Origin of the sequence: Sivoneniella epilithica UHCC 1019, assembly GCF_040830845.1 — a bacterium.
GTDB lineage: Bacteria > Cyanobacteriota > Cyanobacteriia > Leptolyngbyales > Leptolyngbyaceae > ULC077BIN1.
Window position 1 is genome coordinate 132,421 of sequence record NZ_JBFPDP010000005.1, and the last position, 24,502, is coordinate 156,922.

Sequence of the window (24,502 nt, forward strand, 5' to 3'; positions counted from 1 at the left end):
GCCACGATTCAATATCTTCAACGATTACCTCTGCCTATGGGTGCTGACGGTTCATTGCCTGAGAATGGTTCATTCCCGTTTCGGGAGGTTCTAAATCGCCAACCTGGATATTGTCTATTTTAATCGCTAAGTTTAACGCCGCGAATGGAGTAGTCGAGGAGTTGCATTGGGTGAAGCACGGGAACGGTTTTATCTTGCAGTTCCAAATGTTTACTAATTTGCACGAAGCAGCCGATGTTGGCTGATGCAATCAGGGATGCACCCGTATTCGTGAGATTTTGGACTTTTTGTCGTCCCAATTCTGCGGCGACTTCTGGCTGCAAGATGTTGTAAACTCCGGCACTGCCACAGCACAACGCCGCATCCACAGGTTCACGCAGTTGCACACCCGGAATCTGCTTTAGCAACGTGCGCGGTTGGACGCTAATTTTTTGCCCATGCAGCATATGACAAGCATCTTGATAAACCATCGTTAGCGGCTGATCTTGCAGGGGCGAGAGTTTTGCCGTTAGCCCCACGTCTGCCAAAAACTCCTGCACGTCGCGCACTTTGCCAGCAAACTCTTTGGCTCGGTTCGCGTAAATCGGATCATTTGCCAGGATGTGCCCGTATTCCTTCAGCGTATGTCCGCAGCCAGAGGCGTTGACTAAGATAAACTCGACGTTGGCAGCGGCAAAGCTGTCGATTAGTTGACGCGCTAAGGTTTTAGTTTGCTCTTCCTGTCCCTGATGGTGGGTTAGGGCACCACAGCAGCCTTGCAGCTTGGGCACGACGACTTCGCAGCCATTGGCGGTTAAAACGTTTACCGTGGCAGTGTTGACATCCGGGTTGAAGAGCCGTTGCACACAGCCTAGCAGCATTCCCACCCGGTAACGCTGCTTGCCTTGAGCGGGAATGACAGCGGGAATAGGATCTTGAAAGGCGCTGGCGGAAATGGGGGGCAGCATGGCTTCCATTGCGGCTAGCTGGGGTGAAATTTGTTGAATCACGCCCAGCGATCGCACCAGTTTTTGTAAGCCCGTTTTTTGATACAGCCCCAACGGTCGCAGCAGCAGTCGTAGCCGATTGGGGTAGGGAAACACCGAGAAGATCAGTTGACGCAGCAGTTTTTCGGGCAGCGATCGCCCATGATTGCGTTCGACCTGCATCCGGGTTGCTTCAATTAGCTTGTCGTATTGCACTCCCGACGGGCAGGTGGTGACGCAGGCAAGACAACCCAAACAGGAATCAAAATGCTCCACGGTGGCAGACGACAGCGGAATGGTTCCTTCATTCACCCCATCCATCAAATAAATGCGTCCGCGTGGCGAATCAGTTTCCTTGCCAATTACTCGATAGCTGGGGCAAGTGGATAGGCAAAATCCACAGTGAACGCAGCTATCAATTAGCTTGGGATCGGGAGGGTTGCGGAAGTCGAAGCTAAGAAGAAGTTCGGAGTTCGGAGTTTGAAGTTCGGCGGATGGGGAATCGGTGGTCATACGGCTCTTTTGGGGAAAAGTTCTAAGTTTTGAGTTTTGAATTTTGAGTTTAGGGAGTGGAAATTTTGCGTTTTACCGTCCCCCTTCGCCATTCTGCATTCGTCATTCACTTCGCCCCTAACTCCTGCTAAATTCCTCCGACAAATCGACCGGGACTCAGCAAATTGTTTGGATCAAACTGGTGTTTGAGCGATCGCATGACGTTTAAGGCATTTCCGGAGTAGCCCCAGACTTCAATGTGCTGTTTTAGGGCAGTGGGCGCTTGCAATATCGATAGAAAGCCGCCGTGTGTTTGGCAACTATCGCGCAGTTTGAGCAAGTGATTGGACGGGAAGTCACTAGCGCAGATAAATCGTCCTAAGCCACTAGCGCTATGAATTTGGGCAGACCAGAATGGGAACGAAAGCTGATGAAGTTCCTGTAAAAGGGCGATCGCTTTGGAGGGCTGTATTCCTATTTTGCAGGCAATTTGATTGGATTGGGGAGCCACAGTCATTCGCGTTTGCAATCGTTCCCATAGCATGACATCTTCGTCATCTAGATAGGAGGCATACGATAGGCTGAGCGATCGCCCTACCTCAGCTAAGCGACTCATTTGCTCTTTCACACTGGGCAAGATGCTTTGAAACCGCACTGCTAAACCCATTGCCGACTTTAATCCCAACGCTGCCATCACAGTGCCCGAAACAACATCAGCATGGATGGGGGTGAGGGCAGACTTAAGTAATAGGCTTGTGGCTTCGGCGATCGCGCCATCATCGCCACTGAGAATCAGCGTATGAGAAGCTTCTGGCAGCGGATACACTCGCAAAGTCACCTGAGTGATCACGCCCAAAGTGCCGTAGGAGCCAGTGAATAGCTTCATTAGGTCATAGCCCGCCACATTTTTCACCACCCTGCCGCCCGCTTTCGCCATTTTCCCATCTGCCCGGACAAAGGAAATTCCGAGCAGCATATCGCGAACACCTTGATAGCGCTGGCGAAAAGAACCTGTGTCTGCTGTTGCCACCATCCCGCCAATGGTTGCCTCTTGGGGATAGCTAGGGTCGATCGCCAAAAACTGATTCGCTTTGGCTAAAAGGGTCTGCAATTCTGCAAAGCGCATTCCGGCTTCCACGGTCACCGTTAAATCTCCGGCGGCATGATCAATGAGTTGATTGAGTCGCTGGGTGCTGAGTGTGATAAAAGGCGAGAGGTGAGGGGCGAGAGATGAGGGCTGGATTAAGCCGCCCCAGTGAAGTTTGCTACCGGAACCAGCGGGAATCATGCCCCAGTGGTTTTGGTGAGCGCAGGTGACAATATCGGCGAGTTCGGTGGCGGTTTGGGGGAAGGCGAGGCAGGCAACTTCAGATGTAGGAGCGATCGCTTGGGAAATCCGATTTTGCCAAGGCTGCTCGATCTGGCTCCATGGATGCACGTAAGCGGCTCCGATAACCTGCTGTAGTTTTGGCGCGATCGCCTGAATTTGAGCAGAGTCTTTTTGCATCGAGTTAGTATTCATCAGTCAATCGTCCTATTCATCCAAAATCCACTCCGAGGCTCGCTCTCCCAGATCTAAGGGAATGCTGACCGCCTTTCCTTGGCGCGGACGTTCACGAGTCCGCGAAACAAACATCTGCACCTGCGCCCATGCATCCCATTCCTGGATATAGCTAACAACTGCGTTGAGATGCTCCAAATACTCCGCCTCCGTCATGGGAAAGGAAGCTTGCTCCAAATACTTCCACATGACTAAAGCGAAAATTTTCCCCTGGGTACGCCGTAGCTGGATATCGTACGATCGCCCCCACTTCATTAGTAAAAGCTGCTGAAGATCCTGTCCAATCATAAGAGCTTTAGTATCCCACAGCTAGGACGGAGGCACGAACCAATCATTCCCTCTCTGTACTCCGCACTCTGCACTTCATCCTCATTCAAATCGAGTCAGCTTAACATTTCGTATTATTTTGAATTCACTTCTCAGTTTTTAAGGATGCTAACAGAATGTAATAATTACGTAGAACCTCTGTGAATTCCTTGAAAGACCGATCCTAAATATCGCTTAGTATTCGTCATGACTCAACTATCTGGATCTTCAGACGTGCCCGATTTGGGTCGTCGTCAATTTATGAACCTGTTGCTAGTGGGCGCAGGTGGTGGGGCAGTAGCCGGAATGCTTTACCCCGTTATCAATTATTTCATTCCTCCGTCCAGCGGTGGCGGGGGTGGTGGTGTTACGGCTAAAGATGCCCTAGGCAATGAAGTGGTTGTATCCGATTTTCTATCAACCCACAATCCCGGCGATCACGTTTTGGCTCAGGGGCTTAAGGGTGATCCAACCTATATGATTGTGCAGGAAGATAAATCGATCGCGAACTTTGGTTTGAATGCTATTTGTACTCACTTGGGTTGCGTTGTTCCTTGGAACCCGAATGAGAACAAATTCATGTGCCCTTGCCATGGGTCTCAATACAACAGTGAAGGAAAGGTCGTCCGCGGTCCGGCACCGCTCTCTCTGGCACTCGTTCATGCGGCTGTTGAAGAGGATAAGATCGCGTTTACTCCTTGGACTGAGACCGATTTCCGAACCGATGAAGCTCCTTGGTGGGCTTAAAACGAGTGATGGCTTTCACGATTCTGAGCCACAACGTTAAGCCGTTACCGTTGCTTTTTAAGACAATCCCGCTCAACCAATTCTGCTAAACCTTTTGGTGAAGCTGCCATTCTGCCGATTCCCCTGCTAACGCTGATAAATATGAGAAATTGTTTTTTTACTAACACCCGTCTGCTCGGAGCTAATTTGCTAAGACGATCTTCCCTAGGGGCGATCGCTGCGATTATGATCTTTTTGGCAGGCAGCTTGGCTCTTCCCCAAACAGCCGCTGCATATCCAATTTTTGCTCAACAAGCCTACGAAAACCCACGGGAAGCAACCGGACGCATTGTCTGTGCTAACTGTCATTTAGCCCAAAAGCCCACCGAAGTCGAGGTGCCTCAATCTGTCAAACCTGACACGGTGTTTAAGGCGATCGTCAAAATTCCTTACGACACCACCGTTCAACAAGTGGTTGCTGGTGGAGAAAAAGGTCCGCTCAACGTCGGTGCAGTGCTGATGTTGCCGGAAGGGTTCACCTTGGCGCCTGAAGACCGCATTCCTGAAGATATTAAAGAAGAAGTGCAGGATGTTTACTTCCAGCCTTACAGCGACACCCAACAAAATATGATTGTGGTGGGTCCGTTGCCCGGTGAGCAGTATCAGGAAATTGTGTTTCCTATCCTGTCGCCCAATCCCAATCAGGATAAATCCATTCATTTTGGGAAATATTCTGTTCATGTGGGTGGCAATCGCGGTCGTGGACAAATTTATCCTACGGGTGACAAGAGCAACAACACAGTTTATAACGCCTCCTTGGCAGGTAAAGTGACTCAAGTTGCTAAAGCAGACGATGGCGGCTATGCCGTAACCATTGAGTCAAGCGATGGCAAGTCCGCAGTGGATACGATTCCGGCGGGTCCTGAGTTGCTAGTAGCTGAAGGACAAGAAGTCGCTGCTGGGGATGCGTTGACTAGCAATCCTAATGTGGGCGGCTTTGGTCAAGTGGATGCTGAGATCGTCCTGCAAGATCCAAATCGTATTCTTGGATTGCTAGCATTCTTTGCGATCGTCACCTTAGCTCAAATCATGCTGGTCTTGAAGAAGAAGCAGGTGGAGCGAGTGCAAGAGGCGGAAATGGAATTTTGATTTTCCAGTCTCTCTAAATATCCGTAAAACAAGGGATCTGGTTCATTAGATCCCTTGTTTTATTTGCATAGAATTGATGATGTCGCCCGAGAGTATCCCAGTCTTGCAAGACTTATTTTGAGAATTGCCCATTGAGGTAAGCAGTATGCTGGAGAAGCACCTGCGGAACATTGTCCTTTTTCCATTGCGCTCCTGCTAGCTTCATGGGTTGCCCAACTTGTTTGCCGTTAAGCTTGAATTCTCCTGGAAAAATCACTCACACAGCATTGGTGCAGATTCACAGCTTTGTAATCTCGCCATTCACTCGGCTCTCCTTGCGGGGTTCGCAGTCGCACTTTGCCTCCATCCACACTCATCTCCTCAACGGTTTGTACCACCTGCGATCGCTCAAGCTTTTCGCTTTAACCGACTGAGGGCTGGAGGCAAACCCATGAAGATAAAAATATTGGGGCATTGTTTTTTTATTTAAGGTCATTCAAACCATAACCAATCGGCTCACCGCTTGACTCTAGCAATCCTGAAAGGGCGGCACAGTTCGCCTAGCTACATCTGTTAATGGGACAAGCGGAGTGCGCTTTTTGAACGCTTCATAAGCTAAATTGCCGAATACGAAGTAGATGCCGATGATTAACGGAAGAATTCAGCAACCGCGCAGCTAAAGTTTGGCAGGATAGCAGAGGTAAGCACATCTGAAGAAAACAGCGTTGCAGCAAGCCTTAGAAAAGCATCTTGACGAAAGTAAACTTCAAGTTGTTGAGTGCGCCAATCTAGAATCCAATACTCTTGCACTCCACGCTCTGCATAAAGTTTCAGCTTAGTTTCACGGTCACGCCGCTCATTCTGCGTTCCTGGAGACAGCACCTCAACGATCAGTTCGGGCGCGATGGTGAAATGCCCTTCCTCATCTACTCCTGCTGCTAATCGCTGGTAGCTAATCCAGACTACATCAGGAATTACGTTATCCGCATCGTCAAAAATTACCCCTGGTGTTGCCACGGTTTCTCCTAACTGACTTGCCTCTGACCAAGTGTCCAAAATTCTGGAAGCCTTGACGATCGCTTTTTGGTGTTTCCAGTGGGGCGCACGAGTCATCAGCAAATGTCCGTCAATAATTTCATAGCGACTGCTGCTATCAGGCAGGAGTTTTAAATCTTCGGTTGTCCAGCGAACCCGGTCAGAAGCTTGTGTCATAGGACGCAATGGCGATGCTAGAGATTGTGCTTCTTTATGGTACGCGATCGCCCCGACTCACCCCATCTCCGCTAAGCAACACTCTGCCGCTTATAACCATCTGAATCTAACCCTAAACTGGACTGGAAGAAGATTCAACGGTGAAGTGCAACGGCGGCAGACAGCCTTGAGAACCACACCAGTAGTTTTCGCTCGCCCGCTTCCACCCAGTGTTAGCTGGCTCTGCTACTTCAGGCACTGAAATCCCCGTTCACTCTTCAATTTGCCATCGAAGCTTACGGTTTCTGTGCAACCCGCCTGTCGAGATATCGCCCCAATCAAATAGTCAGAAAAATCAGCTTTGCCCTGCTTATATTGCTGTAAGGCTTGGTCAGCCGTCGATCGGTTTTCAAATTCAAAGGCTGCACTATGCAACATAGCCTCTAGCACATTGATGATCTCGTTTTTGCGAAAGCCATAGTTTGTCCCTCTGAGTACCCAAACCAGCTCACACAGAACGATATTGGTGATAAAGCAAGGCTGATTCTGTTGAATAACGCTGACAGCTTGTTGCCATTGTTGCTCATCATCTCTAGTAAGGTATCGAACGAGGATGTTGGTATCAAGTCCAATCATTCGCGCCCTCGGAAATGGCAGTTTCCATATCCTCAAGGGAAATTCGTTGAATGTCGGGTCGATAGAGGATGCCAGATAAGGTTTCTACGGCAACGTTAAGGGGGAAAATTTTGACTTGACCGTCTTCATCGATCACAAACTCGACTCGGCTGCCGCTCACTAGCTTGAGATGCTGCCGAATTTCTTCAGGTAGGGTAATTTGTCCGGTATTGGTAAGTGTTGTACTGAGCATAGTTAGGATTGCCGCAAGTGAGTTTTTACCACGATTCTAACTGAGCCAACACAGTACCCCAAAAACTGACACAACTAGTCCTAGACAACAGTGCCAGTGCCTTGGGAACGGCTGAAGCGCTTATCCGCTAGAGTCTGCAAGTCTGGACGCGATCGCACCCGCAACTCATAAATCTCACCACCTCGATGGGCAAACTCTTCTTTGCTGTAGCGGGGTTGTCGAACTGTCATTAGCTTGACCTTGTTTCAACTGCATCGTTTATTGTATCTATTGCTATCGCATCCTAGACTCGCTTCAAGGAATGCATTAGCCGCTCACTTTACCAACTATCTGCTAAAGTCAAGAATCCAAGGAGCATGATACATAATTTCTAAAAACCCAACCCCAAGGGCGTTTAGAATCTCCTACAAGAACCCAATAACGATTTTTCTCATCATATCCAATCCTATAAGGAGTTACTCTCCCTCCATTAGGCAATTTTGCCAGAACCGCCGGATCATTAGGTGTTGCTCTAACGTTGAGAGGTGTGCCAGTTGGATCGGTAACAGCACAGATAATTGGTCTTTGTGATTTCCGAGCAACTTCTGCCTTGGCACTTGAACCAAACAATGAATCTAAAATTGTCCGTGTAATTTGTGGTCCAAACTGCCTTGAAGCTTCTTTTACAAAGGCGTTCCAAAGTGAACGATTACCCCGCTGAGCATTCGCAATACTAGGATTCAAGCTTAGGGCAATTGTGAGACAGGCAATACAAGCAACAAGTTTTTTCATCTTTGTGATGCTTAGTGGAAAATAACTAATTTGTGATTGAACAATTAATTCATCGGACTGTTTCCGCATAATAACCATCAGATCGGAGATTGTCAGGATTTTTTCTATATATTTTCAAGAGCTAGGGATTATCAGGACTTTTTCCGTGTAACACGCCATTTTGGGTAGATAGTTAGAATCTTTCCGACTATTTTCAGATTTCAGATGTGTATAGCTGTCAGCGATCGCAACTCCTAGCGTAATGCGATCGCTGTAGAATGGGTGGAAATCATCAGTTTGTGGGATTCAGGCGATCGCCGACTGCGTGAACTAGGCACATTCCCAGCAATAGCTCTTAATTGAAGAGACTCTATGACGGTCACAACACCGATTAAAACGATTGCGCTCTCTCCTGGCAGTCACCTGCTCATTCCGAATGTGACTTGGGAACAGTACGAAGACTTGCTGGCAGAATTGGGGGAAGAACGCCGCATTCCCCGAATCAACTATTGCAATGGAACGTTAGAACTGATGTCGCCTTTACCCGCTCATGAGCGCCCTCATCGGATTATTTCCGACATTATTAAACTGCTGTTAGATTCGCAGGGGCGGGAGTGGGAAGATTTTGGCTCCACCACATTTAAGAAATTGAAGCGAGCAGGATTAGAGCCGGATACTTGCTTTTACATTCAAAATGCGGAACGGGTGCGCGATTTCCTGCGGATGGATATGGCTCAAGACCCGCCGCCAGATTTAGCGATTGAAACCGATGTCACCTCTAAAACAACCCTAGAAGCCTATGCCGTGCTGCAAGTGCCGGAAGTATGGATTTACGACAACGGCAAACTGAAGATTCACCTGTTGCAAAACGATCAGTATCAGGAATCTATCGTTAGCCCCACCTTCCCCGATGTAGCGATCGCCGAAATAATCCCTCAATTGGTGCAGCAGGCATTTCAGCAGGGAACCAGCACAATGCTGCGAAACCTGCGAAATCAAATGGCAAAGGCGTGAATAGGGGAATTAAAACTCCAAAGTGGCAGGGTCATATTGATATATTTCAGCGTTCTACTAACCTGGCTATGACCAAGTACCCATTTGTGACATCAGCGATCGCATTACGCAAGAAAGGCGATCGCGGTAATGGAGGTATTGTGGAACAACCAACCTAATCAGGTGAATTCAAGTGGATGCTTTCGCAAAGAAGAATGCAGCGGTATAGGTAGCAACCAGTGACAACGTTTCAAGAAGAGCAGGCTTGCCGAGAATCAGCACGATAAAGGTTGAGACGGTAATCTAACCCGCAGCCTATCAGAAATAGCAGGTCAAAACAGCCTACAATGCAGGCGATAGAAGATTGGCGGCTCACGCAAAAGGGAATTATGGAACTAGAAAACAAGCTGAAAGAGGTGAACACTAAAGCATTGGAGCAGGCGATCGCCAAAGTTATCACCGATGCCACCGGCTGGGAATATGACTGCACCTTTAAGGTAATTGAGTATGTGAACACGGGCACGGCGGAAGTAAAGCTAGTGCTGGAAACAACCGATTGGCTGATGCCCAAGCAAGACTAGTAAAGCTATAGATCTTGAATATCAATGCCGCACGATCTAAGGACGAACGGTGCAGGCTTTGCGATCGCGATCTGAGCCGGGTTCTTGCCAGGAGTAGGCGAAGTGGCTCACCGATTTAAGTTGCGGTGCCATCCGATAAAGCACCTGCATTTGGGCTTCCAACGGCGGACGATTACCTACCGATTTTTGCCAAACTCCAGCTAATACGGGTTTCACTTGCACACCCACTGGGGCACGGCTTAACACTCGCTGAATTTGCTGCATCACGCAACTAGTATTGCCGCAGACCCCATACGCCATGGGGTGCCACTCTGCCGTAGTTGGAAAACGATCCCACAGTTGCAGTCGGGAATCATAGCCCTGTCCAATCGTCAGGTTGCCATCGGGAAAAAACACCACTCCAGTTGACATCCCTCGATTTTGCACATTGCCAGTGGCTTCGTTGACAAAATCAATCACTCCTTGACCCGCATGGGCAACGGCTAATCGCCAAAGCTCTGCTTGAAACAGCGTGGCTTGCTTTGCGGTGGGCAGGTTGGCAGGAATCCGCGAGGTGTCAATTCCTTGCCAAACGGGGCGCTGTTCTGGCAGTGGGGCGGTTGTCAGATTCTTAACGCTATTGGTTTCTTTCAAATCATCCGCTTTGAGAAAGCCATATTGCAAAAAACGCCGGAGCAGTTCCACGCCGCTAGCATTCTGAGCGCGCTGCAAAAGGGTTTGTTGGGATGCGTCGCCATACACCCAGAGGTCTTGAACTTTGCTAGCGACTGAAGCACCGCCGCTGCCACGGGGATACCGAATGTAGTCAAACAGGATGCCGTCGGGTTTGCGCTGGGCGATCGCCGAAATCAGCGATGAATAATCTTGTCGGGCTTGCGGGCTGTAGGGATCGACAAAGACTTCATCGGGATTCAGTTTTCCTAGCTCGGTGCTGAGTCCCGGCAACACATTCGCAGTTAAGCTCGTTTGACCTAACCCGTTTTTCGCTAAGGTTTGCTGGCGATCGAAACGACGGACATAGTTTGCGCCAAAATTCATGCCAAACATCCAGGCATACACTTTCAATCCACGCGCCCGTCCTTTTTGAATGGCTTGTGCCAGCAAATCTACATTATCGGCACCCGAACCTGCCAGAGTAGACAGCCAGGGAGTGGCGTTTTGGTTAACAGGCAGCAGCGCCCGACCCGTGTAGAATGCCTCAACGTAGACCTGGTTATAGCCGCGATCCACGATGCGATCTAACACTGCCTCTAGAACACCGGGTTTAGTATCACAGGCATAGAGCCGAATCCAGATGGCTTGATTTTGGGGCCACGTTTGGGTGCGGCAAGCCCGTAGGCGATCGCCCTGTTGCACCAGTATTGCCTTATATTTTTTCTGTGCATCTGCGTTACCTTTCACTGCTTCAACGCGCAGTTTTTCCTTTTGGGCGATCGCGGCAGCCGTTTGTTGGCAGTAGGGCGTATTTGCGGCTTCGGCAGGCTGCAATGGCAATGCAGCACTGACTAATCCTGCCGTGATGCCAGTGATAACAGTACGACAAAAAATAAGGCGCGATCGCTGACCAAACATCCGCGCTAAGGATCGTTGTTCAGATGAGGACTGCGTTGTCACATGCACAGTGTTAGAACCGCTAGAAGCCATGGCACAAATCAGGAAGATCAAAAATCTGCCTTACCAGGCTAATGCAGGATCTCAAATTTGGCACAAAAACTCAAGCAGCTAGGCTAAAAAGTCTACTTTCAAACTTGATTTTTTGATGGGTTAAGATAGCCCTTCTGCTTGCTAAAGTGGATAGCTATCCCATTAACATAACGGTATCAATGACATGAATGATGCCATTATCTGCTTCTATGTCTGCTGCTAAAACAGTTGCATTTTTAACTTCAAAAGTGTCTGAACAATCAATCGGAATGGCAGATCCTTCAACTGAAGTTACGGTTCCCAATTGAGCTAAGTCAGCTTTTGTTAATTTTCCCGAAACAACATGAAATGTAAGAATACGTGCAAGCTGAGGGATATTTTGAACCAATGTTTGAATGGTTCCGGGTGGAAGTTTAGCAAATGCGTCATCGTTGGGGGCAAACACTGTAAACGGTCCTGGGCTTTTGAGCGTTTCAACTAAATCGGCTGCTTGGACAGCAGCCACTAGTGTGCTAAATGAGCCAGCACCTACTGCAATATCAACAATATCGGGCATGGGTGTAGTAGGTAATAGGTGATAGGAAAAAGGGAGATTTTAATTAGCGTATTCTCATTGTTTAGATTAAAAGATATCATTGTGCGATCGCAACCAAAAAAATTCTGGGAGGCAGTAAGTTTCTGGTTTAATATTCGATAACAAAAACACCTGATTGAATGGTATTGTCAGTAGCCCTAAACAGTTTAAATAGGCGTTGCACACAGTAGAAATTAGCATTGTTTAGTTTTTCTAAAAGAAAACCGCTTGCGTTCGTAGGAACTTTGCTGCCTACCTACCTGTGCAACGCTGTTTTGGAAGGGAGCATAGACTCTTGAAAATTATGATAACGTGCGAGTCCATAAACAAAAATCATTGTTTCCGATTAAAATAATTGAATCTAATCTATGATTCTTACAGTGTTTGGGAGATCAACTTTTGAGGCAAGCTACCCTCCATCAGCTTAAGGTTTTTGAAGCCGTCGCTCGCCATAATAGTTTTACGCGCGCTGCTGAGGAACTATTTTTAACTCAGCCGACTGTTTCAATGCAGGTGAAGCAACTTTCTAAAGCCGTTGGACTTCCCTTATTTGAGCAAGTGGGCAAACGGCTATATTTGACGGATGCGGGTAAAGAACTTCATACAACTTGCCGTGAGATTTTTGAGCGATTGTCCCAGTTTGAGACTGCGATCTCGGACATTAAAGGGCTAAAGCAAGGGGCACTGAAACTAGCCGTGGTGACTACTGCGAAGTATGTGATTCCTCGACTGTTGGGACCCTTTTGTCAACGTTATCCAGGAATCGATGTTTCGCTGATGGTGACGAACCATGAATATGTGATTGACAGTTTGGCAAATAATCGCCACGACTTATACATTCTTAGCCAGCTACCAGAGGAGTTGGATGTTACCGTTCAGCCGTTTTTGGAGAATCCGCTAGTCGTGCTGGCATGGCGAAATCATCCTTTAGCGAGTGAAGTAGATATTCCGCTAAAACGATTGGCAGAGGAAACCTTCATCATGCGAGAACCTGGTTCTGGAACGCGCAAAGCTATTCAAAGAGTGTTTGATGAAAGTGGTCTGCCCTTGAAAGTGAAGTTGGATTTGGGCAGTAATGAAGCGATTAAACAGGCGATCGCGGGCGGGCTGGGGGTTTCTGTGCTTTCTCTCCATACGCTTGCCTTAGAAGGCACCAATAGCCAACTCACCATTTTGGATGTGGAAAACTTTCCAATTCAAGGGTACTGGTATGTGATTTATCCTGCTGGTAAGCAATTGTCTTTGATCGCTCAAACATTTTTTGATTATTTGCTCAATGAAGGTAAAACTATTGCGGAACAAACCGCTTTTCAAGGCGTTTTTAGCCAGGGACGCAAGCCCAATGGACATGATAAGGATGAAACAACGCTTTGAAATTTGGAAAACTTTGGGGATATATGCCCTGTTGGGAACGATCGCGATCGCGATGTTGATTCCCTTAGTTTGGCTGGTCAGCACGTCGCTGAAGTCGCCGACGGAGGATATTTTTCAGTTTCCGCCGCGCTTAATTCCTAGCCAGCCGACATTGCAAAACTTTGTCACGGTTTGGAAATCCCATCCGTTTGGGCGCTACATCACCAATAGCGTGATTGTTTCGGTGCTAACCGTGGCGCTGAATTTGCTGTTTTGTTCCTTGGCGGCGTATCCATTGGCGAGGCTTCAGTTTCGCGGACGAGAGACGATTTTCACCGCGATCGTGGCAACGATTATGATCCCGTTTCAGATTGTGATGATTCCGCTGTATGTGCTGGCGGTGCAGTTGGGCTTACGGAATAGCTATTTAGGAATTATTTTTCCGGCGATCGCCTCTGCCTTTGGCATTTTCCTATTACGGCAAGCGTTTCAAGGGGTGCCCAAAGAACTGGAAGAAGCGGCGCGGATTGATGGCTGCACCGAGCTTGGCATCTGGTGGTATGTGATGCTGCCGTCCATTCGTCCCGCCTTGGTCACCCTGGCAATTTTTGTTTTCATTGGTTCTTGGAGCGATTTTTTGTGGCCCCTGATCGTCCTCGATCGCCCAGAATATTACACGCTGCCCCTCGGCGTTGCATCCCTAGCAGGCACCTTTTCGCTTGATTGGCGCTTAATCGCCGCAGGTTCGGTGATTTCCATTGCGCCCATTATCCTATTTTTCTTGCTGATGCAGCGCTACATTGTGCCGACCGAAGCCGCTAGCGGAGTTAAAGGATAATCGCTAGACTTGGCGCAGATGATGCAAGGAGCCTTTGATGCTGACTGCTTTGCTGTTTGATTTAGATGGCACCCTAACCCACACCGATCCGATTCACTTCCAAACCTGGAAAGAGATATTGCGGGACTATGAGCTAGAGATAGACCGCCCATTTTATGAAAATAATTTTAGTGGACGAACCAACGCGGCGATCTTAAACCAGTTGCTGCCCCATTTGAGTGTTGAAAAAAGTCGGCAGTTGGGTAATCAAAAAGAGGCAGCGTTCCGCAGACAAGCAACCGGTGAATTGCAGCCGATCGCAGGCTTAACTGAAGTCTTGGCATGGGCAAATGAGCGGCAGTTGAAGCAAGCGGTAGTGACCAATGCGCCGCCGGAAAACGCTGAGTTTATGCTGCAAGTGTTGGAATTAACTCAGCAGTTTGCAACCGTTGTGCTGGCAGAAACCTTAGAACGTGCTAAACCTGATCCATTGGCTTACCAGGTTGGATTAGACCGCTTGGGTGCCGCCGCCAACTGCGCGATCGCCTTTGAGGATTCGCCCTCTGGCATTCGATCTGCGGTTGGGGCAGGGATTTTGACCGTGGGCATTGCTTCAACCCATTTGCCAGAAGAGTTGTATGCAGTCGGTGCAACCTTAGTTGTGACTGATTTTAGCGATCGCACACTCTATAATTTTTTGAACTGCACCTTTGAGCAACCCCTAGGGATTGGGGGCTAAAGGCTGATTGGTGCCAAACTGCGCGCTTGGTTTGAACACCGTTTTCCAAGCGGCAACGGTGCCTTTGCCGATCGCAGTATCAGTAGTTGCGCCGTTTTCCCAGACTAGGCGAATGGTCATATTTTCTAAAGGGGCGCTAGCCAAAGCAGCAGCAAGTTCAGTGGGAACGGTGCCCTGTTCATAAGTGTAAATCTGGTTGTTGATGGCAAACTTAATGGCTTTGGGCGATCGCTCCGTTTGATATTTGCGATAGATCGGCTCTCGCTCACGATATTGCACTTCGCGGCGTTTCCCATTTTCAGTCACCCATTTGCTCCGCCAAACCGTTTTGTAGTCCACTACTTCTGAGCGATATTCGGTATAAGTAGCGCGAATGCCTTGGGGTGACCAGCTACTAACAAAGACAAAAGTGCCGCCGCCATCAAAATTTTTGTCGTAAACAAGATTGCCATCAAAGCGATCGCTGACCACCTGCGACCATTCCACTTTTGAGGATTGGGTGACCGGAGCCGGATCGATCGCGATCGCTGCCGCTGCCGTGCTAATTGTCAAACCCAACCCTAAACCGATTCTCCAAAGATGTTGTTTCATGATTCTCCTCTCGCGACTTAGGGTTCCTCTTAAAAATCTACAACCCTGCTTCAAATAAGTCCGAATAGTTTCCGAATAGTTTATGGCGCTCTCAGCAAAACTTTATGCAGGGGTTTCTCCTTAATTTTGGAATACGGTGGTTCGATCGCTACAAAGCTACAATCTTGAGTGTGAGCTTATTGGGTGTGAGTGAGTTGGTCTATGAATGCTCCTGTTTCAGCATCGCCTCGGTTTGATATTCGGTTAGCTAGCATCAATCCGAATCATTGGTATGGGGTTGCCCGGAGTAGTGAAGTTACTGACCAGCCTATGGGGGTGATGATATGGAAACAAGCGATCGCGCTTTTTCGAGATTCGCAGGGACAAATCCAGGCATTGGCAGATCGGTGTCCGCATCGGTTCGTCAAGCTGAGTCGGGGTTGTGTTGTCGAAGGTGAGCTAGAGTGCGCTTATCACGGTTGGCGGATCAATGCCCAAGGACAGTGCAGCGCAGTTCCCTATTTAGAAGCGAATCAAAAATTGCCGAATACCCGTGTTCGGCGCTATCCCGTGAAAGAGCAAGATGGCTTCGTTTGGGTGTTTCCAGGAGATACAAGTTTGGCAGAAAAAATTCCACCGCTGGCGCTACCTGAATGGGATCATCTCAACTACATTGCCACGGTTTCGGTAATCGATGCCAACGCCCATTTTTCCTACCTGATTGAAAACCTGATGGACATGTACCATGGGCATTTGCACCATGATCTGCAAGCTTGGGCATCGGCAGAACTAGACACGATTGAGGAAACCGCTAGCCGGATTGATGCCCACTACAGCGCCCAAAGCTACTACCGGATTGACAAAATTTGGTCTGTTGCTCAACTGTTTATCCCTCAACTACGACAGTTGCATCCAGAACCACTTGATGTTAGTTATGTGTATCCGCATTGGGTTTCTCGCCTGGGAGACGATTTCAAAATCTACTGCCTGTTTTGCCCCGTGGATGAAACCCATACCCGCGCTTACCTAGTGCATTTCACCTCGCTGAATGCTTTCCCAAATTTGCATAAGCTATCTCCAAAATTGCGACTTTTCTTGAAAAATCGGCTGTTTGGTTCTGCTCAAAAATTGCTGGATGGCTTGGTATTGCAGGATGTGCCGATGATTGAAGATGAGCAGCAGGCATATGTAGAAAATCCCGATCGCCGCCCTTACGAATTAAACCGAGCGCTAATCAGTGTTCAGCGTTTGATTCAAAGTCAAGCACAGATCTAACTGGCAGATCTATCTAACTGGCAGATCTAAATGCCTGAGCCATCCAAAAATTCTTCAATAACGCGATCTCGAATGCGACAGTTGGCAGCGGTTGTGGGTAACCAAGTGGCTGGAATCGTAGATTTGCCATTAGATGCCGCACCATTGAATGAGGCTGACATCGCCGCGATCGCGGGTTCAAGCACTCTAGGTTCAGCCGGTTGTAAGCTTTGTACCTGTTGCTCTAAGTTTTCGATGCGATCAACCAATGCCCGAATCACCTGCGCTTCCGAATCAGGTAAACGACCATGCTCCAAAGGTTCTACCCGTTCGCCTGAGCGATAAACAATCCGACCCGGCACCCCAACCACCGTGCAATCTGACGGCACATCGCGCAGTACCACCGATCCCGCACCAATGCGAACATTGTTGCCAATTAACAAATTGCCTAAAACTTTTGCTCCGGCACCCACCACCACGTTTTCGCCTAAGGTTGGGTGACGTTTGCCACATTCTTTGCCCGTTCCACCTAGGGTTACGCCTTGATAAATCAGCGCATAATCTCCAACGATCGCCGTTTCTCCAATGACTACGCCCATGCCGTGATCAATAAACACACCCCGCCCAATCTGGGCACCGGGATGAATTTCAATTCCGGTGAAAAAGCGCGCTAAGTGAGAAATCAACCGAGGCACGAATGGCAGCCCTAATCGATAGAGCCAATGAGCAAAGCGATGCATCAAAAGTGCTTGCAAGCCGGGATAGCAAAATAGCACTTCTAGCCAGTTGCGAGCAGCCGGATCGCGCTCAAAAATGATGCGGAAATCTGCAAGAAGGATCGAAAGCACGATGGATGCCCCTCGGCAATGATGAACTTACTCATTTTAGCGCTGGACGTGCCCTATCTAGCATCCTCCAATAAGGCGGATTGAAAATGCTCTAGAAGGGTACATAAAAAATCAGCATACCTTATTGGTCCTGAATCATTGAGACTACACCGTGAGGCTTAAAATTGAACTGTGAAAGGAAATGGTTGAGGTGTAACTGGTTGAATCGTCAGTCTGTAGTCGCGTTGAGTTCCAGGAGCCGCCGAGCCGACCCAGATGCGATATACGCCTGCTTTCCAGTTGGTATCTACAATGCTGGCATCTTTTTGGGCACCCGTATCATCGCCGCACCGTACTATTCCGTCCGAGCCTTGCACCACAAGGGTTGTATCTGCTCCACTGGTGACTTGAATACTCAAACTAGGAAAGTTTTGTTCTAAGGTGAGGATGTGATCTGGTTTAGAGTCGCCAAAGCCTAGACAGCGATTGTTCCGGTAATCCATGTTACTGATAATCGCAGGTAAGGAGATGGAGCCTCCTGTGGAGCCAGAAAGTCTACCAACTGGATTGGCTGTGCTAAGAGATATCTTGCCAAAGTTTGACTCTTGGGCAATCGTGGGCAGGTTTGAAACTGTCAGGTTTGCAACTATGGTGATGATTGCCAGTGTTCCTAATTTGCCACCCAGTATTTTGTAGAGAACTGCGATCGTGCTATTCATTCAGATTCACCCTTGGTTTAATAGTTATATTCTACGAACTTTGCTATCTGCTTCTTGAGTTAACTTGTGCCAGTATGATTTTTACGCAATGTGCAGCTAATTTGCCCTCATCCCAACCCTTCTCCCCAAGGAGAAGGGCTTTCGGACGTTTCTTGTTCCCTCTCCCATCGGGAGAGGGCTAGGGTGAGGGCAGTCTTTGCCGATCCTTACCCCATTTTCTGTCCCCTATTTCTACTTACAATGAATCGGATTTCTCGTTGGAAAAAAGCGTTTTTGTTTGCTCTTTGTGGGATTATGCTCAGTTGGTTGGCAAGCTGTGGCGGCACTCCTTCCAATAGCCCTCCAGCAAACACCGCTGCTGGCAAACAGGAAATTGAATTCTGGACGATGCAGCTTCAGCCAGAATTTACGGATTATTTCAACACACTAATTGCCCAATTTGAGCAAGAAAATTCGGCTTACACGGTGCGCTGGGTAGATGTGCCTTGGGCGGATATGGAGCGCAAAATTTTGACTGCTGTTTCTGCTAAAACTGCGCCCGATGTGGTGAATTTGAATCCTGGGTTTGCTTCGCAACTTGCAGAGCGCAATGCCTGGATGGAACTGGATGAGAAGATTCCGGCAGAGGTGAAGCAGCTTTATTTACCCAATATTTGGAAGGCGAGTACACTGAATGGCAAAACCTTTGGCTTGCCTTGGTACTTAACGACGCGAGTGACGATCTATAACACGGATTCCTTCCGGCGATCGGGCATGAATCAGCCGCCTGCTACCTATGCAGAGTTGGCAACCGCTGCCAAAACGCTGAAGGATAAAACGGGAAAATATGCCTTTTTTGCCACAGTGGTGCCTGGAGATTCTGGAGAAGTGCTGGAATCATTTGTGCAAATGGGTGTGAGTTTGGTTGATACCAATGGTAAGGCGGCATTTAATACGCCCCAAGGCAAGACTGCGTTTGAGTATTGGGTGAATCTGTACAAAAATGGCTTGATTCCTAAAGAAGTGCTAACAGAGGGACACCGCCACGCGATCGACCTCTATCAGCGGGGAGATACGGCGGTTTTGGCATCGGGTGCTGAATTTTTGAATAATATTGCCACAAATGCTCCCACGATCGCCAAATCCTCTGCCTCAGCCGCACAAATCACAGGCGACACGGGCAAAAAAAATGTTGCAGTCATGAACTTGGTTGTTCCCAAAGATACGGACGTGGCGGAAGGGGCGCTCAAATTTGCCCTCTATGTCACCAATGACGTAAACCAACTTGCCTTTGCGAAAGCAGCGAATGTCTTGCCTTCCACCGTAAAAGCGCTGCAAGATTCCTATTTCAGCACAACTCCGACAAATGCTACTCCGGTTGACAAAGCCAGGGTCATCAGTGCGACGCAGATGAAAGATGCAGAAGTCCTAGTTCCTGCGATGAAAAACGTCAAAAAATTGCAAAAAGTGATTTACGACAATTTGCAAGCTGCCATGCTGGAACAAAAAACGGTAGATCAAGCGATTAACGATGCGGCAAATGAATGGAACAGTCAGTCCTAGCGCCTATTGTTTCACGGGGATTTCGATCACAAATTCTGAGCCTTGCCCCGGTGACGAGTTGCAGTGTAATGTTCCGTGATGCCGTTCGGTCACAATCTGATAGCTGATGGATAATCCCATGCCGGTGCCTTTACCAACAGGCTTGGTGGTGAAAAAGGGATCAAACAAGCGATCGCGAACCGCTGCGGGAATGCCTGATCCATTATCAGCAATGCGGATGCGGATGTGATTAGAATGGGTCAGTTCGGTGTGGATGGTGATTAGAGGCAAGGGGCAAGAGGCGAGAGGCGAGAGAGCTTGTATGGCATTAGGCGCAGAACTTGACGCATGGTTTTCAATCTGCTCGTCGATCGCGTCGATCGCGTTGCTTAAGAGATTCATAAACACTTGGTTGAGTTGTCCGGCGTAGCATTCCACTTGGGGCAAGGTGCCATAGTGCTTGGTGACCGTAATTTCGGGGCGATCGCTGCGTCCTTTCAGTCGGCTTTGCAAAATCATCAACGTGCTATCAATCCCTTCATGAATATCCACCGCTTTGAAGTCTGCCTCATCCATGCGGGAGAATGTTCGCAGTGATGAAACAATTTTTTGAATACGCTCAGCCCCCACCCGCATGGATGACAGCAGTTTGGGCAAATCTTCAAGCACAAAATCCAGGTCGATCTCGTCTGCCTCAGCTTGCACTCTGCTGACTGGATTGGGATACGCCTGTCGGTAAACCTGAATCAGCCGCATTAAATCTTGAGCATATTCATTGGCGTGAAACAGATTGCCAAAGATAAAGTTCACTGGGTTATTGATTTCGTGAGCCACACCCGCAACCAGTTGTCCGAGGGAAGACATTTTTTCGCTTTGAATCAATTGCGACTGAGTGTGCTGGAGTTCTTTGAGGGTACGTTCTAAGTCTTGAGCTTTTTGACGAAGTTCCTGCTCGCTAGACCGCAACGCTTCTTCTGCAACTTTTTGTTGGGTAATGCTCAGTCCTGCTCCTCGAAAGCCAACAATCTCACCCGCCTCATCCAACAGCGGCAGTCCATTCACTTTTTCCCAAGCAATTTCTCCAGACGGGGTGATATTGCGATATTCTAGGGTAAAGCTTCTTTTGTGGGCACAGGCATCTTTCAAGATTGCTTTCACCTTGACGCTATCGGTTGTGGGCATAAACTCAAACGGCGATCGCCCGATCAGTTGGGCAGGTTTGTATCCTTTAACAAATTTTGATTTTTCGGTGGCAAAGGTATAAATGCCGTCTGCACTGAGTTCCCAGAGATATTCGCCAGCCGCCTCACTGACATCTCGAAACCGCTGTTCACTTTCACGTAAAGCCGCTTCAGCCTGCTTCAGATCGCTAATATCAAACGCAATGCCCTGAAATCCAATGAGTTGCCGCTTACTGCCATACATCGGAGACGCATTACTCATCATCCAAGGGGTGCTGCTGTCTTTGCATTGCGCCCGAAACTCCAGCCCAGACTGTTTTTCCCCTGTAATCGCAATCTTTTTAAGAAAGGATTGGCAGGCATATAAATCTTTTGGATAAATGCAGTGGGCAAACGACTCGTGCATCACTTCAGAAATTTCAAAGCCCCAAACATTGGTGAAATGGGGCGAAAGATAGGTGAAAGTGCCATCAAGAGCAAGTTCAAAAATCACCCCATTAGCATGTTCAACCAGGCTACGAAATTTTGCTTCGCTGGCAGCTAGGGCGATTTCTGCCTCGTGGCGATCGCGAATTTCCGCCTGTAATTGGGCAATCACCATCTGCAAGGTTTGCGTTCGTTCTTCAATCCGCAGTTCCAACTGTTCAGTTAAAACCTCCGTTGTGGCATGTTCTGCGTTCTCTACCGACTTTAAACTCGCCTGCGTTATTGTGTGGAGTTGCTGCTTTAAGTGAGCATTTTGTTGACGTAAAAATTTTATTTCTTGCTCTAAAGAGGTGGCTGTCATGATTAAAAAAAAGAGATTTATGGTAGCTGCTAAATCAATAAAAAGTCCCTTTAACCCGCCCTAACTAAGCATTTGCGCTGTCCAATGCCAGCAGCCAGAACGGGTTAGAAATGCTCCCCGCCACCCTAGCCTATCAATAAATATTTCACGGGTGTCAATCGATTGGGTGGCTTCAGTATGCCCTACCCCAAAAACAGAGAACCATTGCGTTACACAAAGCAAGCAACAGTGTAAAAAAAAGTGCGGAGTGGGTAGAGTACGGAGTGCAGAGGTTAAGCTAACGAATGACAGCGATCGCGGTGGTAGCTTGCTGAAGCTCTTGCAGTTTTTGCTTGGCTTGTCCGGTGGTGAATAATCGTTCTGCTTGCATGATGCCAGCTTGAATGGAAGCGCTAATGCCGCAGCGCCACAGATAAAAGCCGCCGTTCCATAATGCCGATTTCATTAGCTCCGAGGGTTGCCCTGCCAAAACAGACTGCATGGCAGCGATCGCCGTTTCAGGTGTGTCTAACGGAACATTGGCTCCCTCAAATCCAAACTCGCGCGGCGGCAAACAGAGTCGTTCCAACGCTACTTCACCTGCAACATTCACAGTCCCTAACCCTATGATGGCGGTTCGCTCTCTGGGCAAATCGCAGCTTCCCTCCAACCCTTTAACAGTAGTAAATTGGCGAACTCGTCTTAAAGCAAGGGCATTTTGAAACATGGTTTCGGTGGGAGGATGCACAAACCCAGACACAACATGGGCATTCCCCCCATACGGGCACCAGATCAACTCCATCGTCGCAAACGGTGGACGCTTGCCAATTTGCTCGCGATAGGGCACGAGTCCTTGAGCGAGGGGAAAGTGGGTTGGCAAATAAACAAAACCAATGCCTGTTTGTTCAAATGTGGCTTGCACCTGCGACAAGGGCATTGTCCAATCGATGCCTAATCCATACCAAAAAAGACTCAATGGCTCACCTTCTTTAGTTGGCATCCGATCGCCCCCATGCAGCACCACCGGGCACCCGGCTGCCGCTAAGATCAACGCTGTCAGTAGCACAATTGGCATCGTGCGCGTTCTGCCGTCGTAGGGCATTCCAAACACCAAGGTAGGGTAAGAAGCCGCGATTGCCTGCAACATAGGACCCAGTTCTTCATAGGCATCTAGCATTCCTGCCAGTTCTTCTCCAGTCGGGCGACGAATCCGATGGGCAATCATAAACGCGCCAATTTGGGCAGGGGTTGCCTCTTGCAATAACATCATTCTGGTCGCGGCGTGGGCTTCTAGTCGCGTTAGGTTCTGTCCTGTATGAGGACCGCTGCCAATTTTGCGGAGAAGTTCTCTAAAGGCATGGCTCATAGTGTTCTCTCAATTAAGCGTCACGACCGACAGGTGTTAAGGGTAAAACAGTTGCAGATTGGGCAAGATGATCAACTACCAAGCTGAAAAAGTGTTGAATAGGTGGAATTTGCAGGCGATCGCGGGTAGTGACCATAACAACCTGACGTGTTAAGGGTGGATCAGTCAACGACTCTGTGTCAATGCCACTGTAGCCCGATGCAATTGGACGCACTGCCAAAGCGGGATCGGTGTAAGCATCTATTAATGCAGATTCAGGTAACAGCGCAACCAATTCACCCTGGCGCACAATCCCTCTAAACGCATCGGGGGTGTTTAACTCTAGCACCGCTTTGAGGGTTGCGCCGCGCCGTTCAAACTGTTCTTGGACAATGCGTTGCATCCCGTAGCCATCCTTAAACACGACCTGAGGATACTGAGTCAGTTCTGCCCAGGGAATCGCAGCATAGGCAGCGAGGGGATGTCCGGCGGCAATCAATACGTTGATCGGTTCTTCATAAAGCACCTGCACAACCATCTCAGGACTCATGGTTAGAAAGCGATTGTTCATGACGATCGCCAAATCAACTAAGCCATCTTTCAACACTTTGAGAGAGCGATCGCTGCCTAACGCCGTCACGCGCAGTTGCACATCGGGATAATCTCGACAAAACTGCTGCAAAATGGGAGGCAAGTGATGAGAGCAGATAGAGTGAATCGCCGCCACACAGAGTTCTGGTTGCTTTCCTGCCACCAGTTGCGCCACGTCCTGCGTTGCATTTTGCCACTCCTGACAGATTTTTTTGGCACGGGGCAACAGTAAATCGCCCGAAATCGTTAGCTTTGCCTGAGCCGTGCGATGAAATAAGGGCGCACCCAAATCTGCCTCTAATGCCTGAATTTGGCGGCTAATGGCAGATTGAGTCACACCACAACATTGAGCAGCTTTTTGAAAACTACCCGTTTCTGCCACGGCTAAAAATGCTTGCAACTGTTCTAAACGCATGAAATCCGTGTACTGGGGTCACACTTCTAAGCTTGAAGTGACCTTATCGGATTCTTGCCAGCGACTTCCGTAAGAGTTGATACAGCTTATGAGTTCAATATGCACAGTAAACAAATTATCAGGACTAAGCATACGTTGAACGCAGTCGAAACTCACCTTAAAAAGACTCACCTTAAAAAAAGAGTACCAAGTGTAGAGATAGTCTATTATCCTTCTGAACGACTGAGGATTTGATTTATGCAGCCCGTTCAAGCCACTCAACTGATACCACTTTCAGTTTCAGCGCGATCGCAATTGATTGCAGAGTATGCAAGTTTGGTAACCGTGCCTGTGGAGCTTCATTTCGATTTGCATCGTGCCATCAGATCGCCACCACCGCCACCCTACAGCGCCTTGCTACCCGAATACTTGCAAAAAAAGTTCTATCAAGTGCAGCAGTCGGGGCGAGATGATTTGGTGTTAGCAATCTCGGAGAGGCTCAATTTGGAAAAAGCCGGAGTCAATTTTAGCCAAACTCCGGCTCGGTTAGTCTGGTTTAAGGATCAATTGAGTCTAAAAGCGGTACTGGAAGTCGTGGGTAGAGAATAGCGGGTGGAAAGCAATTTGCACTAACAAAATTCTCTCC

The 24,502-nt window shown here is 48.5% G+C and carries 29 protein-coding genes; 10 read left to right on the plus strand and 19 right to left on the minus strand.

All coding sequences use genetic code 11. From position 1 onward, the window contains the following. Positions 1 to 119: 119 nt before the first annotated feature. The 3 genes from AB3R30_RS05235 to AB3R30_RS05245 all read right to left on the minus strand — a co-directional run bounded on the left by AB3R30_RS05235 (position 120) and on the right by AB3R30_RS05245 (position 3,306). Complete coding sequence (locus tag AB3R30_RS05235; RefSeq protein WP_458648089.1) at positions 120 to 1,478, minus strand: (Fe-S)-binding protein; 1,359 nt, start codon at positions 1,476 to 1,478, stop codon at positions 120 to 122. Between the two features lie 127 nt (positions 1,479 to 1,605). Beyond that, positions 1,606 to 2,979 (minus strand): FAD-binding oxidoreductase, encoded by a 1,374-nt coding sequence (locus AB3R30_RS05240; protein WP_458648090.1) that lies wholly within the window; start codon positions 2,977 to 2,979, stop codon positions 1,606 to 1,608. Positions 2,980 to 2,991: 12 nt separating this feature from the next. After that, on the minus strand, positions 2,992 to 3,306 hold the full coding sequence (locus AB3R30_RS05245) for a DUF3067 family protein (protein ID WP_458648091.1): 315 nt from the start codon (positions 3,304 to 3,306) through the stop codon (positions 2,992 to 2,994). Positions 3,307 to 3,531: 225 nt separating this feature from the next. Here AB3R30_RS05245 and petC point away from each other — a divergent pair, with 225 nt between their 5' ends. Together petC and petA are read left to right on the plus strand one after the other, a co-directional pair. Beyond that, complete coding sequence (gene petC, locus AB3R30_RS05250; protein WP_458648092.1) at positions 3,532 to 4,071, plus strand: cytochrome b6-f complex iron-sulfur subunit; 540 nt, start codon at positions 3,532 to 3,534, stop codon at positions 4,069 to 4,071. A 186-nt stretch (positions 4,072 to 4,257) separates the two neighbouring features. Next, positions 4,258 to 5,199, plus strand: coding sequence for a cytochrome f (petA, locus tag AB3R30_RS05255; RefSeq protein ID WP_458648093.1), 942 nt, complete (start codon positions 4,258 to 4,260; stop codon positions 5,197 to 5,199). A 227-nt stretch (positions 5,200 to 5,426) separates the two neighbouring features. Here the strand turns inward: petA and AB3R30_RS05260 are convergent, their stop codons facing one another. The 8 genes from AB3R30_RS05260 to AB3R30_RS05295 form a co-directional block, all read right to left on the minus strand. Next, positions 5,427 to 5,576 (minus strand): hypothetical protein, encoded by a 150-nt coding sequence (locus tag AB3R30_RS05260; RefSeq protein WP_458648146.1) that lies wholly within the window; start codon positions 5,574 to 5,576, stop codon positions 5,427 to 5,429. After that, a complete protein-coding gene (locus AB3R30_RS05265; RefSeq protein WP_458648094.1) occupies positions 5,552 to 5,674 on the minus strand; it encodes a YqiA/YcfP family alpha/beta fold hydrolase in 123 nt (40 codons plus the stop codon). Before AB3R30_RS05265 ends, AB3R30_RS05260 begins: the two co-directional genes overlap by 25 nt. A 152-nt stretch (positions 5,675 to 5,826) precedes the next feature. Next, positions 5,827 to 6,390, minus strand: a complete 564-nt coding sequence (locus AB3R30_RS05270; protein WP_458648095.1) for a Uma2 family endonuclease — start codon at positions 6,388 to 6,390, stop codon at positions 5,827 to 5,829. Between the two features lie 225 nt (positions 6,391 to 6,615). Continuing rightward, a complete protein-coding gene (locus AB3R30_RS05275) occupies positions 6,616 to 7,005 on the minus strand; it encodes a PIN domain-containing protein (protein WP_458648096.1) in 390 nt (129 codons plus the stop codon). Next, positions 6,992 to 7,237: an AbrB/MazE/SpoVT family DNA-binding domain-containing protein gene (locus tag AB3R30_RS05280; protein ID WP_458648097.1), complete on the minus strand. Its 246-nt coding sequence runs from the start codon at positions 7,235 to 7,237 to the stop codon at positions 6,992 to 6,994. The genes AB3R30_RS05275 and AB3R30_RS05280 overlap by 14 nt, the downstream gene beginning before the upstream one ends. An 80-nt stretch (positions 7,238 to 7,317) precedes the next feature. Beyond that, positions 7,318 to 7,467 (minus strand): hypothetical protein, encoded by a 150-nt coding sequence (locus tag AB3R30_RS05285; RefSeq protein ID WP_458648098.1) that lies wholly within the window; start codon positions 7,465 to 7,467, stop codon positions 7,318 to 7,320. 109 nt (positions 7,468 to 7,576) lie between these two features. Continuing rightward, positions 7,577 to 8,077: an SH3 domain-containing protein gene (locus tag AB3R30_RS05290; protein WP_458648099.1), complete on the minus strand. Its 501-nt coding sequence runs from the start codon at positions 8,075 to 8,077 to the stop codon at positions 7,577 to 7,579. 164 nt (positions 8,078 to 8,241) lie between these two features. Further along, on the minus strand, positions 8,242 to 8,370 hold the full coding sequence (locus AB3R30_RS05295; protein ID WP_458648100.1) for a hypothetical protein: 129 nt from the start codon (positions 8,368 to 8,370) through the stop codon (positions 8,242 to 8,244). Here AB3R30_RS05295 and AB3R30_RS05300 point away from each other — a divergent pair. Continuing rightward, positions 8,360 to 9,001, plus strand: a complete 642-nt coding sequence (locus tag AB3R30_RS05300) for a Uma2 family endonuclease (protein ID WP_458648101.1) — start codon at positions 8,360 to 8,362, stop codon at positions 8,999 to 9,001. The genes AB3R30_RS05295 and AB3R30_RS05300 overlap by 11 nt on opposite strands. A gap of 326 nt (positions 9,002 to 9,327) precedes the next feature. Next, entirely contained in the window at positions 9,328 to 9,561 is a 234-nt protein-coding gene (locus tag AB3R30_RS05305; protein WP_458648102.1) for a hypothetical protein, read from the plus strand. 36 nt (positions 9,562 to 9,597) lie between these two features. On the opposite strand, the gene AB3R30_RS05310 is transcribed toward AB3R30_RS05305, so the two are convergent. Together AB3R30_RS05310 and AB3R30_RS05315 are read right to left on the minus strand one after the other, a co-directional pair. After that, on the minus strand, positions 9,598 to 11,205 hold the full coding sequence (locus AB3R30_RS05310; RefSeq protein WP_458648103.1) for a family 10 glycosylhydrolase: 1,608 nt from the start codon (positions 11,203 to 11,205) through the stop codon (positions 9,598 to 9,600). Positions 11,206 to 11,359: 154 nt separating this feature from the next. Continuing rightward, positions 11,360 to 11,761 carry a fasciclin domain-containing protein gene (locus tag AB3R30_RS05315; RefSeq protein ID WP_458648104.1) on the minus strand — a complete coding sequence of 134 codons (402 nt, stop codon included), beginning with the start codon at positions 11,759 to 11,761 and terminating at the stop codon, positions 11,360 to 11,362. A gap of 417 nt (positions 11,762 to 12,178) precedes the next feature. Here AB3R30_RS05315 and AB3R30_RS05320 point away from each other — a divergent pair, with 417 nt between their 5' ends. The 3 genes from AB3R30_RS05320 to AB3R30_RS05330 are packed head-to-tail and all read left to right on the plus strand — an operon-like array spanning position 12,179 to position 14,688. Further along, positions 12,179 to 13,153: a LysR substrate-binding domain-containing protein gene (locus AB3R30_RS05320; RefSeq protein ID WP_458648105.1), complete on the plus strand. Its 975-nt coding sequence runs from the start codon at positions 12,179 to 12,181 to the stop codon at positions 13,151 to 13,153. Next, the gene (locus tag AB3R30_RS05325) at positions 13,137 to 13,970 is read left to right on the plus strand and encodes a carbohydrate ABC transporter permease (RefSeq protein ID WP_458648106.1); all 834 of its coding nucleotides are present in this window, start codon (positions 13,137 to 13,139) and stop codon (positions 13,968 to 13,970) included. Before AB3R30_RS05320 ends, AB3R30_RS05325 begins: the two co-directional genes overlap by 17 nt. 37 nt (positions 13,971 to 14,007) lie before the next feature. Continuing rightward, the gene (locus AB3R30_RS05330) at positions 14,008 to 14,688 is read left to right on the plus strand and encodes an HAD family hydrolase (RefSeq protein ID WP_458648107.1); all 681 of its coding nucleotides are present in this window, start codon (positions 14,008 to 14,010) and stop codon (positions 14,686 to 14,688) included. On the opposite strand, the gene AB3R30_RS05335 is transcribed toward AB3R30_RS05330, so the two are convergent. Beyond that, entirely contained in the window at positions 14,671 to 15,279 is a 609-nt protein-coding gene (locus AB3R30_RS05335) for a hypothetical protein (RefSeq protein ID WP_458648108.1), read from the minus strand. The two genes, AB3R30_RS05330 and AB3R30_RS05335, sit on opposite strands and share 18 nt — an antisense overlap. Before the next feature lie 201 nt (positions 15,280 to 15,480). On the opposite strand from AB3R30_RS05335, the gene AB3R30_RS05340 reads away from it, so the two are divergent. Further along, on the plus strand, positions 15,481 to 16,533 hold the full coding sequence (locus tag AB3R30_RS05340) for an aromatic ring-hydroxylating dioxygenase subunit alpha (RefSeq protein WP_458648109.1): 1,053 nt from the start codon (positions 15,481 to 15,483) through the stop codon (positions 16,531 to 16,533). Between the two features lie 26 nt (positions 16,534 to 16,559). Here the strand turns inward: AB3R30_RS05340 and cysE are convergent, their stop codons facing one another. Continuing rightward, entirely contained in the window at positions 16,560 to 17,360 is an 801-nt protein-coding gene (gene cysE / locus AB3R30_RS05345; RefSeq protein WP_458648110.1) for a serine O-acetyltransferase, read from the minus strand. A 158-nt stretch (positions 17,361 to 17,518) separates the two neighbouring features. Further along, complete coding sequence (locus AB3R30_RS05350; protein ID WP_458648111.1) at positions 17,519 to 18,058, minus strand: hypothetical protein; 540 nt, start codon at positions 18,056 to 18,058, stop codon at positions 17,519 to 17,521. Between the two features lie 240 nt (positions 18,059 to 18,298). Between AB3R30_RS05350 and AB3R30_RS05355 the strand changes: the two genes are divergently transcribed. Beyond that, complete coding sequence (locus AB3R30_RS05355; protein WP_458648112.1) at positions 18,299 to 19,600, plus strand: ABC transporter substrate-binding protein; 1,302 nt, start codon at positions 18,299 to 18,301, stop codon at positions 19,598 to 19,600. Between the two features lie 3 nt (positions 19,601 to 19,603). Here the strand turns inward: AB3R30_RS05355 and AB3R30_RS05360 are convergent, their stop codons facing one another. The 3 genes from AB3R30_RS05360 to AB3R30_RS05370 form a co-directional block, all read right to left on the minus strand. Then, positions 19,604 to 21,547, minus strand: coding sequence for a PAS domain-containing sensor histidine kinase (locus AB3R30_RS05360; RefSeq protein WP_458648113.1), 1,944 nt, complete (start codon positions 21,545 to 21,547; stop codon positions 19,604 to 19,606). A gap of 277 nt (positions 21,548 to 21,824) precedes the next feature. After that, the gene (locus tag AB3R30_RS05365; protein WP_458648114.1) at positions 21,825 to 22,892 is read right to left on the minus strand and encodes an anthranilate phosphoribosyltransferase family protein; all 1,068 of its coding nucleotides are present in this window, start codon (positions 22,890 to 22,892) and stop codon (positions 21,825 to 21,827) included. A 13-nt stretch (positions 22,893 to 22,905) separates the two neighbouring features. Next, positions 22,906 to 23,877, minus strand: a complete 972-nt coding sequence (locus AB3R30_RS05370; protein ID WP_458648115.1) for a LysR family transcriptional regulator — start codon at positions 23,875 to 23,877, stop codon at positions 22,906 to 22,908. Positions 23,878 to 24,114: 237 nt separating this feature from the next. Between AB3R30_RS05370 and AB3R30_RS05375 the strand changes: the two genes are divergently transcribed. Then, positions 24,115 to 24,465, plus strand: coding sequence for a DUF790 family protein (locus AB3R30_RS05375; RefSeq protein WP_458648116.1), 351 nt, complete (start codon positions 24,115 to 24,117; stop codon positions 24,463 to 24,465). Positions 24,466 to 24,502 lie beyond the last annotated feature (37 nt).

Excerpts from the sequence above, each read along its gene's own strand:
- AB3R30_RS05245 (WP_458648091.1), bottom strand. The coding sequence starts at position 3,306 with ATGATTGGACAGGATCTTCAGCAGCTTTTACTAATGAAGTGGGGGCGA.
- AB3R30_RS05330 (WP_458648107.1), top strand. The coding sequence starts at position 14,008 with ATGCTGACTGCTTTGCTGTTTGATTTAGATGGCACCCTAACCCACACC.
- AB3R30_RS05265 (WP_458648094.1), bottom strand. The coding sequence starts at position 5,674 with ATGACCTTAAATAAAAAAACAATGCCCCAATATTTTTATCTTCATGGG.
- AB3R30_RS05350 (WP_458648111.1), bottom strand. The coding sequence starts at position 18,058 with ATGAATAGCACGATCGCAGTTCTCTACAAAATACTGGGTGGCAAATTA.
- AB3R30_RS05335 (WP_458648108.1), bottom strand. The coding sequence starts at position 15,279 with ATGAAACAACATCTTTGGAGAATCGGTTTAGGGTTGGGTTTGACAATT.
- AB3R30_RS05240 (WP_458648090.1), bottom strand. The coding sequence starts at position 2,979 with ATGAATACTAACTCGATGCAAAAAGACTCTGCTCAAATTCAGGCGATC.
- AB3R30_RS05365 (WP_458648114.1), bottom strand. The coding sequence starts at position 22,892 with ATGAGCCATGCCTTTAGAGAACTTCTCCGCAAAATTGGCAGCGGTCCT.
- AB3R30_RS05310 (WP_458648103.1), bottom strand. The coding sequence starts at position 11,205 with ATGGCTTCTAGCGGTTCTAACACTGTGCATGTGACAACGCAGTCCTCA.
- AB3R30_RS05360 (WP_458648113.1), bottom strand. The coding sequence starts at position 21,547 with ATGACAGCCACCTCTTTAGAGCAAGAAATAAAATTTTTACGTCAACAA.
- AB3R30_RS05290 (WP_458648099.1), bottom strand. The coding sequence starts at position 8,077 with ATGCGGAAACAGTCCGATGAATTAATTGTTCAATCACAAATTAGTTAT.
- AB3R30_RS05275 (WP_458648096.1), bottom strand. The coding sequence starts at position 7,005 with ATGATTGGACTTGATACCAACATCCTCGTTCGATACCTTACTAGAGAT.
- AB3R30_RS05270 (WP_458648095.1), bottom strand. The coding sequence starts at position 6,390 with ATGACACAAGCTTCTGACCGGGTTCGCTGGACAACCGAAGATTTAAAA.
- petC (WP_458648092.1), top strand. The coding sequence starts at position 3,532 with ATGACTCAACTATCTGGATCTTCAGACGTGCCCGATTTGGGTCGTCGT.
- AB3R30_RS05355 (WP_458648112.1), top strand. The coding sequence starts at position 18,299 with ATGAATCGGATTTCTCGTTGGAAAAAAGCGTTTTTGTTTGCTCTTTGT.
- AB3R30_RS05375 (WP_458648116.1), top strand. The coding sequence starts at position 24,115 with ATGCAGCCCGTTCAAGCCACTCAACTGATACCACTTTCAGTTTCAGCG.
- AB3R30_RS05325 (WP_458648106.1), top strand. The coding sequence starts at position 13,137 with ATGAAACAACGCTTTGAAATTTGGAAAACTTTGGGGATATATGCCCTG.
- AB3R30_RS05280 (WP_458648097.1), bottom strand. The coding sequence starts at position 7,237 with ATGCTCAGTACAACACTTACCAATACCGGACAAATTACCCTACCTGAA.
- AB3R30_RS05340 (WP_458648109.1), top strand. The coding sequence starts at position 15,481 with ATGAATGCTCCTGTTTCAGCATCGCCTCGGTTTGATATTCGGTTAGCT.
- AB3R30_RS05300 (WP_458648101.1), top strand. The coding sequence starts at position 8,360 with ATGACGGTCACAACACCGATTAAAACGATTGCGCTCTCTCCTGGCAGT.
- AB3R30_RS05235 (WP_458648089.1), bottom strand. The coding sequence starts at position 1,478 with ATGACCACCGATTCCCCATCCGCCGAACTTCAAACTCCGAACTCCGAA.
- AB3R30_RS05370 (WP_458648115.1), bottom strand. The coding sequence starts at position 23,877 with ATGCGTTTAGAACAGTTGCAAGCATTTTTAGCCGTGGCAGAAACGGGT.
- AB3R30_RS05285 (WP_458648098.1), bottom strand. The coding sequence starts at position 7,467 with ATGACAGTTCGACAACCCCGCTACAGCAAAGAAGAGTTTGCCCATCGA.
- AB3R30_RS05305 (WP_458648102.1), top strand. The coding sequence starts at position 9,328 with ATGCAGGCGATAGAAGATTGGCGGCTCACGCAAAAGGGAATTATGGAA.
- AB3R30_RS05315 (WP_458648104.1), bottom strand. The coding sequence starts at position 11,761 with ATGCCCGATATTGTTGATATTGCAGTAGGTGCTGGCTCATTTAGCACA.